This window comes from Streptomyces sp. NPDC002463 (assembly GCF_042889835.1).
Taxonomy (GTDB): Bacteria; Actinomycetota; Actinomycetes; order Streptomycetales; family Streptomycetaceae; genus Streptomyces; species Streptomyces nymphaeiformis.
Window position 1 is genome coordinate 71604 of record NZ_JBIARL010000029.1, and the last position, 10076, is coordinate 81679.

At 72.8% G+C, this 10076-nt stretch carries 10 protein-coding genes and 4 pseudogenes; 2 read left to right on the forward strand and 12 right to left on the reverse strand.

Features of this window, described 5'->3' with window-relative positions; genetic code table 11:
* Positions 1–47: 47 nt before the first annotated feature.
* The 12 genes and pseudogenes from ACFYX3_RS37810 to ACFYX3_RS37865 all read right to left on the reverse strand — a co-directional run.
* Entirely contained in the window at positions 48–209 is a 162-nt protein-coding gene (locus tag ACFYX3_RS37810) for a hypothetical protein (RefSeq protein ID WP_389023884.1), read from the reverse strand.
* Between the two features lie 69 nt (positions 210–278).
* The gene (locus ACFYX3_RS37815; protein ID WP_389023887.1) at positions 279–1574 is read right to left on the reverse strand and encodes an SDR family oxidoreductase; all 1296 of its coding nucleotides are present in this window, start codon (positions 1572–1574) and stop codon (positions 279–281) included.
* A gap of 83 nt (positions 1575–1657) precedes the next feature.
* Complete coding sequence (locus ACFYX3_RS37820) at positions 1658–2614, reverse strand: TIGR03557 family F420-dependent LLM class oxidoreductase (RefSeq protein ID WP_389023890.1); 957 nt, start codon at positions 2612–2614, stop codon at positions 1658–1660.
* Positions 2615–2837: 223 nt separating this feature from the next.
* A pseudogene (locus tag ACFYX3_RS37825) lies at positions 2838–3300 on the reverse strand (FAD-binding oxidoreductase); the annotation flags it as partial.
* A gap of 3 nt (positions 3301–3303) precedes the next feature.
* Positions 3304–3871, reverse strand: a pseudogene (locus tag ACFYX3_RS37830) (thiamine pyrophosphate-dependent enzyme); the annotation flags it as partial.
* Between the two features lie 6 nt (positions 3872–3877).
* Positions 3878–4363: a flavin reductase family protein gene (locus tag ACFYX3_RS37835; RefSeq protein ID WP_376594301.1), complete on the reverse strand. Its 486-nt coding sequence runs from the start codon at positions 4361–4363 to the stop codon at positions 3878–3880.
* Between the two features lie 71 nt (positions 4364–4434).
* On the reverse strand, positions 4435–5229 hold the full coding sequence (locus ACFYX3_RS37840) for a metallophosphoesterase (RefSeq protein ID WP_389023894.1): 795 nt from the start codon (positions 5227–5229) through the stop codon (positions 4435–4437).
* Positions 5226–5477, reverse strand: a complete 252-nt coding sequence (locus ACFYX3_RS37845; protein WP_389023897.1) for a hypothetical protein — start codon at positions 5475–5477, stop codon at positions 5226–5228. The genes ACFYX3_RS37840 and ACFYX3_RS37845 overlap by 4 nt, the downstream gene beginning before the upstream one ends.
* The gene (locus ACFYX3_RS37850; protein WP_389023900.1) at positions 5474–6034 is read right to left on the reverse strand and encodes a DUF6328 family protein; all 561 of its coding nucleotides are present in this window, start codon (positions 6032–6034) and stop codon (positions 5474–5476) included. Before ACFYX3_RS37850 ends, ACFYX3_RS37845 begins: the two co-directional genes overlap by 4 nt.
* A gap of 73 nt (positions 6035–6107) precedes the next feature.
* The gene (locus ACFYX3_RS37855) at positions 6108–6773 is read right to left on the reverse strand and encodes an HAD family hydrolase (protein WP_389023903.1); all 666 of its coding nucleotides are present in this window, start codon (positions 6771–6773) and stop codon (positions 6108–6110) included.
* Positions 6774–6942: 169 nt separating this feature from the next.
* A pseudogene (locus ACFYX3_RS37860) lies at positions 6943–7137 on the reverse strand (LLM class flavin-dependent oxidoreductase); the annotation flags it as partial.
* A gap of 260 nt (positions 7138–7397) precedes the next feature.
* A pseudogene (locus ACFYX3_RS37865) lies at positions 7398–7856 on the reverse strand (SRPBCC family protein); the annotation flags it as partial.
* A 221-nt stretch (positions 7857–8077) separates the two neighbouring features.
* Between ACFYX3_RS37865 and ACFYX3_RS37870 the strand changes: the two are divergent.
* Together ACFYX3_RS37870 and ACFYX3_RS37875 are read left to right on the forward strand one after the other, a co-directional pair.
* A complete protein-coding gene (locus ACFYX3_RS37870; protein ID WP_389023908.1) occupies positions 8078–9196 on the forward strand; it encodes a YbdK family carboxylate-amine ligase in 1119 nt (372 codons plus the stop codon).
* A 596-nt stretch (positions 9197–9792) separates the two neighbouring features.
* A complete protein-coding gene (locus tag ACFYX3_RS37875) occupies positions 9793–9948 on the forward strand; it encodes a hydrophobic protein (protein WP_389023911.1) in 156 nt (51 codons plus the stop codon).
* Positions 9949–10076: the final 128 nt, after the last annotated feature.

A 10076-nucleotide genomic window follows, 5' to 3' on the forward strand; every position in this document is an offset into this window, starting at 1 on the left:
TCTGCGGGGTGAGGTCACGGCCACGGGGTTGACGGCCCGTTCGACCGCTACCGGGAGCGCAGGGCGTGCACGAGGACCTCGTCGTCCCGGGGTACGTCGATCACGCAGGTGTCCGGCGACGCGGCGAGCAGCGTACCGGCCCACCCTGCCCCCGCGCCGGACCGCAGGCGTACGCACCGCGCCTTCCCACCGGCCGGTTCCGTGACCATGACGGCCACCAGCACTCCCAGACCACACCCGCGCGGCCCGGCGGCGCCGCGGACTGTCAGTCGGGTGACTCAGGCGAACCGGGCTCCCCGGGGACCGGCGCCCCTGGATTCGGGGGCTCGGGATCCGGCGGCACGGGCTCGGGCCTTCCGGGCGGCGCCGGAGGCACGCCCGGATCCGGTGGGCCCGGGGGTCGGGGCGGTGCGGGCGGGGGCACCGGCACGGTGTCGGGGTCGGGCGGCACGGGCACGGTGCCCGCGGTCAGCGGGACCCGCTCCCCGTGGCGGTACCACCGCTGCGGTTCGAGAGTCGATCCTCGGGTCATGGTCACACCTTCCTGGAGTACGGTCGCGCGGCTCGTGTCCCCCCGCCTCCGCGACGCACAGCCGCCGCGGGGGGGCGGGCAGGACCGCTGCCAACCGTCCGGCGAGGGCGCCGAAAGCGTGCGTGGCCTGCTGCTGGCGGCTGCGTCGGCGAGCCCGCTCGTCGAAGCGGCCGTGCGCGCCGAAGTCCTCGTCCGCGTCGGCCGGGGCGAACAGGTCGTCCGGGTCCCCGGGAGAGCGCCGCCGCCCGTCCTGCTGGGCGTCGAACCCGGTCCGGGCGAGGTAGCGGTCCAACAGCCCGGGCACGACGGCGTTCGCCAGCAGGGCGGCCACGGTGCTGCCACCGACCCAGTACTCGCGACGCCGGGGGTGGTCGGCCGCGTACAGCACGGCGCGGGCGGCGACCTCGGGCCGGTAGATCGGCGGTACCGGCTGCGCCCCTTCCGAGAGGCGCGAGCGGACCCAGTCGAACCGCGGGGTGTTCACCGCGGGCATCTGGACCATCGTGGTGCGCACTCGGGTGCCGGAGGCCAGCAGTTCGCAGCGCAGGGCCTCGTGCCAGCCCTGGATGGCGTGCTTGGCGCCGCTGTATGCGGTCTGCAGCGGTATCTCCCGGTAGGCGATCGCCGATCCGACCTGCACGATCACGCCCGCGTCGCGCGGCAGCATCCGTTGGAGGGCGGCGCGGGTGGCGTAGACGTCACCGAGGTAGCTGACCTCGGTGACGCGGAGAAACTCCTCCGCGCTGATCTCGGTGAAAGGCGCGAAGACCGAGGCGAACGCGTCGTCGACCCATACGTCGATCGGACCGGGCTCCTCCTCCACCCGCTCGGCTGCCTGCTCCACGGCCCGCGCGTCGGCGATGTCCGCCTGGATGGTGATCACCTCGGCGGCGCCCGCCCGCTCGGCGTCGCGCAGCGCGCCGTCGAGACCGGCCCTCCCCCGGGCGATCAGTGCCAGCCGGTCACCGCGGGCGGCGAGCATCACCGCGCAGGCACGCCCGATGCCGCCGCTGGCTCCGCTGATCACGATGGTTCGTGGCACGGTTCCCTCTTCGTCCATATCCGTCCTGCTTTCCGCGATCTCGTGTCGCAAACGGCCGTGGCCGTGCGGGAGGGGAAGCGGACTCAGCGCCGCAGAGCGGGCAGGACGAGCTCCTGGTAGGAGTCGAAGAAGATCTCCTGGTCGGGACCGATCTGGCCGGCGTAGACCTCGTCGAACCCGGCCCGCGCGTAGGCACTCAGGGTCTCCACGTGCTCGTCGACGTCGTCTCCGCAGGTCACCGCGTCGGCGACCGCCTCCAGCGTGACGAGCTCGCTCGCCTGCTCGAAATGGGCCGGCGTGGGGAGGAGCTGGGCGAGCTCCCCCGGCAGCAGCTCGGTCGGCCACAGCCGGTGGACCAGGTGGACGGCTTTGTCCCGGTCGCCGCTCCAGCACACCTTCACCCCGCCCACCACCTTCTTGCCCGCACCGCCGCTCTCCCGGAAGGCACTCACCAGGTCGGAGTCGGGTGTCATGGTGACGAAGCCGTCGCCGATCCGGCCTGCCAGCTCTGCGGCCTTCGGGCCGAACGCGGACACGTAGACCGGGAGAGGGCCTTCGGGAGCGGTGTAGAGGCGGGCGTTGTCGACGGTGTAGTACCTGCCGCGATGGCTGACGAGATCGCCGGTGAACAGCTTGCGCATCACCTCGACGGCCTCCTCGAGCATCTCGGCCCGCTGGTCGAAGGACGGCCACGCATCGCCGTGTATGTGCTCGTTCAGCGCCTCTCCGGTCCCCACGCCCAGGGCGAAGCGCTCGCCGAGGAGGACGCTGGACGTGGCGGCCGCCTGCGCGGTGACTGCGGGGTGGAGGCGCACCGTCGGACAGGTCACCAGCGTGGTGACGGGCAGGTCCACCGCCCGGGACAGCGCGCCGATCATCGACCACACGAAAGCGCTGTTGCCCTGGGCGTCGTTCCAGGGGTGGAAGTGGTCGGAGATGGCCAGTCTCGTGAACCCGGCCTGCCGGGCCCGGCGAGCCTGGTCGATCAGCTCGTCCGGGGTGAACTCCTCACACGACAGGAAGTAGCCGTACTCCGTCATCGCGGTTCCGCTCCTCTCGTCGTCCCCCTCTGCTCGTCGGTGCGGCTACCCCCGCCCGCTCGCGGGAATCACCTCGCAAGCCGGGCGGCCGCCTCGAGCATCAGCGCGTAAACGAAGGTCTGCGGAAGGTTGCCACGCAGCAGGAACGCGCCTTCGGCGTCCTCCAGCGGCCGCTGGTCGTGAAGGAACTGGTAGACGTAGTGGTCTCTGGCCGAGGTAGGTGCGCACCGCGCGCAGGGTTGCCGATCATCCCGCCCAGTGAGCAGTGACTGTGCGCGGGCGGCTTCGGTCCGAACCTCAGCCGGTGCGGGGCGAGTTGCCTGTTCAGTTCGTCCAGGACGATGCCCGGCTCCACCACACAGGTCCGGGCCTCCGGATCCACGGACACCAGGCGGTCGCAGTACTTCGTCCGGTCGAGGACCACCGCCTCGTTGGTGCACTGCCCCCGAGGCTGGTCCCGCCCCCGCGCGACAGGACCGGCGCGTCGAACCGGGCGCGCACGGCGACCGCTGCGGCCCCGGCCTCCACCGCGCGCGGCACGACCACACCGAGCGGGACCTGACGGTAGTCGGACCGTCGGTCGCGTAGGCTGCTCGGCTCCCCGGATCGAAGCGCACCTCACCGTCCACCTCACCCCGCAGTACCCGCTCCAGGGCGACGAGGTCGACGCGCCGACCGGTGGTCACCGCTCAGCTCCATCCGCCGGGCAGGAACTCCTGGTTCTTCGCCATCAGGCCCTGCCGGACGACGGACGCCCGGACGCTGTCGCCCTTCAACACCGAGGAGGCCGCGGCCTTGAGCTGGTCCCAGTCGGCGTGCGGAGGGATCGGGGGCACCGCCGGATCCGTGCGGAAATCGATGACGAACGGCCGGTCCGCAGCCAGGGCCTGACGCCACGCCGCCGCCACGTCCTCCGGGCGCTCCACCCTCACGCCGTGCGGACCCAGCAGCTGCGCGATGTCGGCGTGGCGCACGTCGGGCAGGCCCTGCGAGGGCTCGAACTGAGGGGCTCCCTGCATGGCGCGCATCTCCCAGTCACCTGGTTGAGGGCCTGGTCGTCGAGCACCGCGACGACGAGGCGCGGATCGGACCATTCCCGGTGGTACTTGGCGGCGGTGATCGTTCCGCGAGGCCGCTCATCTGCATGGCACCGTCGCCGACGATCGCGATGCCGACCGGTCGGGGTGGGCGGACTTCGCGCGGGATGGGCGAAGACGTACTCCACCTCCCAGTCCCGCAGCCGCGGCACGAGCCGCGACGGTGTCAGGCCGGGTGGCCGGGTGAGAGGTCCACGACGTCGCCGAACCGGAGCAGCGGCGGGCGGACCGGGCCGGGCGGGCTGTGGGTGACGGGTGCGAGCAGGAAACCGACGTGGTCACCGCCGTCGACGCGGCCTTCGACCCGCCCCACGAACCAGGCACAACAGTCCTCCAGGACCGGCGCTCCGCCGTCCCCCGGCCGCCAGGCCACCTGGTCGAACTTGTCGGTGTCGTCCCCGGTCCGGCCTCCGAACAGCGCGGCGACCGGCTTCTGTTCGCGGCCGAGGGCGTGGACGGCGAGGTGGGAGGCACGGCGCGCGACGCGGTACGTGCGGTTGGCGGTGGACACCCACGCCATGAAGCGCGGCGGGTCGATCGAGCACTGCGAAGCGAAGCCCACGAGACAGCCGCCCCGCTCGCCGTCGGCCGCCGCCGTGACCACGAACATCGGGTAGTCGAGTACGTCGGTGAAGCCGTCGAGGCCGGTCATGGTCGATACCTCCGGTACGGGACGGGTGGCCGCGGAACGGCACCGGGTTCGAGGACCGCCACGGTGGTCTCCTACGTCCGGTCCGGTGCCGGCCCCGCATCGTGCGTCCACGCGGCGGGCGGGAGGTGGTAGAGGGCGAAGGCCCTGCCGATGACGGGCTGGGCGACGTTGCGGACGCGGACCCCGCCGGCCGTCATGCCGTGTTCGGTGCCGAGGTGGGCGTGGCCGTGCACCGCGAGGTCGGCGCCCGCCTCGTCGATGGCCTCCGCGAGGAGGTAGCTGCCCAGGAAGGGGTAGAGCTCGACCGGTTCGCCGGCGAGCGTGTCGGGCACGGGCGCGAAGTGCGTCAGCGCGATCCTGACGCCGCAGCCGTCGGCGGACACCTCGATCAGGGCCCGGCGAAGTCCCTCGGCGGCGCGGTGGGCGGCGCGGACGAACTCCTTCATCTCGCGCTCGCCGAACTCCCCCGCGCTGCGGCCCGCGAAGCCCCCGCAGAAGCCCTTCGCCCCGGCGACCCCGACCTTGCCGCCGGCCACCGGAAGAATCACGTGGTCCCCCTCCAGGACCGTGACCCCGACCTCGGCGAGGACGCGGGTGACGTCGGCCTCCTGCTCGGAGTGGTAGTCGTGGTTGCCGAGCACGGCGACCACGGGGACGCCGAGGTCGCGCACCTCCCCCGCGACCACCTCCGCCTCGGGGACCGTGCCGTGCCGGGTGAGGTCGCCGGCGAGGAGGAGGAGGTCCGCGCAGAGCGGCAGCGTCTCGAAGGACGGACGCAGCAGACCCCGGCAGTCTGCGCTCAGGTGGATGTCGCCGACGGCCGCGACCCGGACGACGGACCCGTTCCGCTCGCCGGGGTAGGTCACGACAGCTCCTCGGGCCGGTCGGGAGGATCGGCGCAGGCCACCAGGAGGTCCGCACGGACCGGGACGCCGGCCAGCTCCGCGTCGGCGAGCCGGAGGATCTCGTCACGGCGGCCGGTCGTGGGAAGGGTGCCGGTGAGGAGGATCGCCTCGCCGCGGACCTCGACGCGCACGCCGAGTTCGGCCACGTCCTCTCGGGCGAGCCGGTCCCTGAAGCGGGCGATCCGGTACTCGTTCCCGTCGCCGTTCATCGTGTGTCTCCGTCCCGGATCCGGGCCAGCGCCCTGCGCCGCAGACGGTAGGGGGTGACGTACCAGCAGAGGGCGGACCACAGCATCACCCCGCCGACGATGCCGGCGGCCGGCACCCCTCCGAGAACCACGTTCAGGATGAGCAGGAGCGTGCAGGCGACGGTCAGCGAGAGCAGCACCATGCCGCAGACCATGAGCCGTCCGGCGGCGATCACGACCTCTTCCTTCAGCCGCAGCCCGGAGAGACAGCGGTGCGGGGAGACGGGCGCGATCAGGGCGGCCGTCGAGGAAGCCGCGAGGACGACGGTGACGACGTACAGGCCGCGGTCGAAGCCACCGAGCTCACGGAAGCGGACGGTGAAGGCGAGGCTCAGCAGGAAGCCGAACAGGATCTGCACACCGGTCTGGGCGCCCCGTGTCTCCTGGAGGACCTCCTGCCGGCGTCTGTTGGCCCGCTCCCGGGCGCCTTCCGGTGGCCGGGGCGCGGGTGGCCGGCGGGCCGTCTCCTCCTCCACGATGCGCCACTCGGCCTCCGTCAGGCGTCTCGTCGCGGTCATGACGTCCTCCTGAGCTCAACGGGCCCCGCCTGGGAGGTGCGGGTGCCCGAAGGCCACTTCGGCAAACGTCCGCTCAGGTCGGACGCGTGAACGGGCTGGTGCGCAGACGGGCGAGGAGGTCGGCAGGGTCGTCGAACACGGCCGCCGCGCCCGCCTCGGTGAGGTCGGCACGCGGGATGCCTCCGGACAGCAGCCCGGCGGACGCCACGTGGGCGCGGTGTGCGGCCTTCATGTCCCAGACGCTGTCGCCGACGAACACGGCCCGGTCCTCGGGCACGCCGACGAGCGACAGGGCGTGTCGGAGCGGGTCGGGGGCCGGCTTGCCCTCCTCCACGTCGTCGGCGGTGGCGGTGTCCGTGAGGGCGTCGTCGGCGTCCAGGGCCCGGAGCAGAGCGGTCAGCTCACGGTCCTTGGCCGAGGTGACCAGGACGATCTTCCAGCCGTCGCCCGCGAGCGTCCGCAGCAGCTCACCGGCCCTGTCGAAGGCCTGCAGGCGTGGGAAGAAGGTGCCGTAGAGCGTGTCGTGCGCGGCGCTGAGGCGGGCGTCCTCCGACCGGTCGCGGGACGGGCCGAGCAGCTGGTCGATGAGCCGCTCCCCCGGCAGGCCCAGGGCGCGGTGCACGGCGTGGGTCGGCACCTGGTGGCCGCCCTGCCGGAAGGCCTCCCACCAGGCGACGACGTGCAGGTGGTTGGTGTCGACGAGCGTTCCGTCGATGTCGAAGAGTGCGGCGCGGTCCATGTCCGGGCTCCTAGAGGTCACGGAGGGCGGGGAGCGGGATCGTCTCCGCCCAGCGGGGAACGCGCACGGAGTCGCCGACGGCCGCGACGGGGGCGGGGTCGTCGGCGCCCAGCGGAGAACGGCGTCTGGCAGAAGGGCAGTTGCCCCGTCCGGGGCTGCCCCGCGCCGCCCGGGAGGTGTGTTGTACCGCCACGCTCAGCACGCTCCACGCGTGCGGGGCGCGCCCCTGGGACGTGAGCGAGGGGGAGCAGTGGTCCGAGATCACGGAGAAGTCGAATCCGGCCTGCTCCGCCTCGACCACGTACCCGACCAGCTCACGTGGGCCCGCCTGCTCGCTCACCATGGTGTACCCGATGCGCGTCATGACCGGCGACTTGCCGTGTCACGGGTGTCCGAAACGGGCGGGATGCGGCGAGTGGCCGGCTCCGGGGCCGGCCACCGGGCCCGGGCACGAGGAGAAGTCGGTCAGCGCATGTCCGGGTCGTCGTCGGGCGGGAGGGACCACGGCCGGGTCCCCCGGGCCGGGCCCCTCGGTCCCGGCGTCTCCACCGGCCCCGGCGCCTCCCTCATCGTGTCGGGCCCCTTGTCGGGGCTCCCCATGGGCGTGCCCGAGGCCGCGTCGGCGTCTTCGGGGCGGATCCGGCCGCGCCAGCCACCGGTCGCGTCCGCACGGTCCTCGATGTATCCCTTGAAGCGCTTGAGGTCTCCCTTGACCCTGCGGTCGAGCATCCCCATCATGTCGGCGGCCTTCTGAGCCATGCCGTCGGGCTCCACGTCCATCGCGAGCCGCACCCGGGTGTGTCCCTCGTCCAGGGGCTGGAAGCTGACGACGCCTTTCTGCCGTACGTCGCCTCCCGTCGTGCGCCACGCGATGCGCTGGTCCGGAAGCTGGTCGACGATCTCGGTGTCGAACTCCCGCCGGACACCGGCCACCTTCGTCCGCCAGTGGCAGTGCCGGTCGTCGATCTGCCGGACGTCCTCGACCCCCTCCATGAACCTCGGGAACTCCTCGAACTGCGTCCACTGGTCGTACGCGCTCCTCAGTGGCACGTCCACGTCGATCGTCTGCTCCACCTTGCTCATGGTCAGGCCTCCTTCGCCTCGTCGGGGCGCTGTGGGAACCGGCTCTCTCCGACCGGTCCTCACCCGCGACTGCCCACGGCGGGTTGCCGTATGCGGCTTCCCTCGACGGCGCCGCTCGCGGTCGCGGCCGGGAGATCGGACCGTGGCCGACCTGTGTCGGTCCGGGCCCGGCATGGAGGGACGAGGGGCGGGTAGACGCGCGCCGACGCGAGGAGTCGGTGATGGAGATCCTGACCATGGGGGTCGAGGAAGAATTCGTCCTGGTCGACCTGACGACACGGGCCCCGGTCAACCGCGCCCCGCAGGTCATCCGGCGCGCGGGCCGCAGACTCGGCGATCAGGTGCAGACCGAGTTCTTCAACGCGCAGATCGAGATCTGCACCCGGGCCACGGCGAGTCGCGGGGACCTCCACGACGAGCTTGCCCGGCTCCGGGCGGAGGTGGGCGCGGCCGCCCGCGAGGCGCACTGCGTGCCGGTCGCCTGCGGCACTCCCGTCCTGCCGCCCGAGGGGCCGCTGACGGTGACGGACACCGAGCGGTACCGGCTGATGGCCCGGCACTTCGCGTCCCTGGTCACTCGGGAGAACGGGGGCGCCCGCGAGGACGGGCTCGTCTGCGGCTGCCACGTCCACCTCGGGACGTTCGACCGCGAACGTTCCCTGGCTCTCGCCCAACACATGCGGCCGTGGCTGCCCGTGCTGCAGGCGCTGGCGGGGAACTCGCCCTACGCCCGCCGGCACGACACCGGCTATCAGAGTTGGCGGGCCGTCGAGCACGCGCGATGGCCGACCGTCGGACCGACACCGGTCCTCGACGAGGCCCGGTACCTCGCGCTCGTCGCCCGGCTCGTCAGGAACGGCACGCTGCTCGACCGTCGCATGGTGTACTGGCACGCCCGGCCCTCGGAGCACGTGCCGACCCTGGAGATCAGGGTCGCCGACGCCAACGCCGAGCTCGACACGGTGGTGCTGATCGCGATCCTGGTGCGCGGACTCGCCACCACCCTGCTGTGCCGCGTCGACGCCTCGGTCCCCCCGCCCCGGGTCCCCCGCTCCTGGCTGCTCCGGGCCCATCGGCTCGCGGCCGCTCAGGGCCTCACAGGGACGGGTCTGGATCCGGCGGACGGCCGGGAGCGGTCGGCCGTGGCTCTGGTGGACGCGCTGATCGCCGAGGCCCGGCCGGGCCTCGACCTGACAGGCGACACCGCCTGGGCGTACGAGCAGTGGCAGCGGATCCGCACGGACGGCGGCGGTGCCGCACGGCAGCGTGCCGTCTTCCACCGCCATGGCCGGTTCAGCGAGGTGGTCGACTCTCTGGCTGCCGCCACCACGAGGAGCTGATCACGACGCCGCTATGAAGCGCGCCCCGGGGTCAGGGCCCGTCCGTGAGGACGCGGTGATCGCGAACGAGAAGGCGCCCAGATCGTCCGGCCTCCGGGAAGTGGTCATGGGGCGGTCTCCTGAGGTGAGGTGTCGACGACGACCTCCCGACACCGGCACGGTGTCGTACCCGTCCGCGGTCGCCCGTGCGAGGGTCAGCTCCGGTGGGACCCGGTCGCCGGGGTGACGGTCGGAGACGAGGGTCTGTACGGCCTCGGCCTTCTGCGGCGACGGTGACCCGGGCGCCGTTCTCACTCAGGACTTCCACCGGTTTCCGCAGCTCGTCCCGCTCGGTGCCGTAGTTCGTCGCGAGGAGGAGGACGTTCCGTCCTTCGAGCTTTCCGTCGGGTGGCACGATGCACTTCCTCTCGGGTGTCGCGGCCCCCGGCCACTGGCGCTCCTCACCCTCGTACGAGCGCCTCAGACGTCGTGCCCCCGATCCTCCTCGGGCACCCTCACGTGACATGCATGTTCCTGGGAGAAAGGGGCAGCCGCGCTGGTACCGATTCCCCGTGCCGACACCGACCGGCCGGGCCCCGTGGATGGCGGAGGCAGCCATGGTTCCCCTTCTTCTCGTACTCCTCGTGATCCTCGTGCTGTTCGGCGCGGGTTTCGCCGTCGAGGTGCTCTGGTACATCGCCATCGCGGTCCTCGTGCTGTGGCTGCTCGGCTTCGTGATGCGCAGCGGCAGCGGCCGCTGGTACCGATGGTGAGTGTCGGCCGCCCGACCACAGGTCGTGGGGGCCGGGCCCCGGGCGGGGGGGGGGCCGGGGGGGGGGGGGGGGCGGGGGGGGGGGCCCGGCCGGCGGGGGGGGGGGGGGGGGGGGGCCCCCCCCCCCCC

Excerpts from the sequence above, each read along its gene's own strand:
- ACFYX3_RS37810 (WP_389023884.1), bottom strand. The coding sequence starts at position 209 with ATGGTCACGGAACCGGCCGGTGGGAAGGCGCGGTGCGTACGCCTGCGG.
- ACFYX3_RS37820 (WP_389023890.1), bottom strand. The coding sequence starts at position 2,614 with ATGACGGAGTACGGCTACTTCCTGTCGTGTGAGGAGTTCACCCCGGAC.
- ACFYX3_RS37835 (WP_376594301.1), bottom strand. The coding sequence starts at position 4,363 with ATGACCGGCCTCGACGGCTTCACCGACGTACTCGACTACCCGATGTTC.
- ACFYX3_RS37845 (WP_389023897.1), bottom strand. The coding sequence starts at position 5,477 with ATGAACGGCGACGGGAACGAGTACCGGATCGCCCGCTTCAGGGACCGG.
- ACFYX3_RS37850 (WP_389023900.1), bottom strand. The coding sequence starts at position 6,034 with ATGACCGCGACGAGACGCCTGACGGAGGCCGAGTGGCGCATCGTGGAG.
- ACFYX3_RS37855 (WP_389023903.1), bottom strand. The coding sequence starts at position 6,773 with ATGGACCGCGCCGCACTCTTCGACATCGACGGAACGCTCGTCGACACC.
- ACFYX3_RS37870 (WP_389023908.1), top strand. The coding sequence starts at position 8,078 with ATGGAGATCCTGACCATGGGGGTCGAGGAAGAATTCGTCCTGGTCGAC.
- ACFYX3_RS37875 (WP_389023911.1), top strand. The coding sequence starts at position 9,793 with ATGGTTCCCCTTCTTCTCGTACTCCTCGTGATCCTCGTGCTGTTCGGC.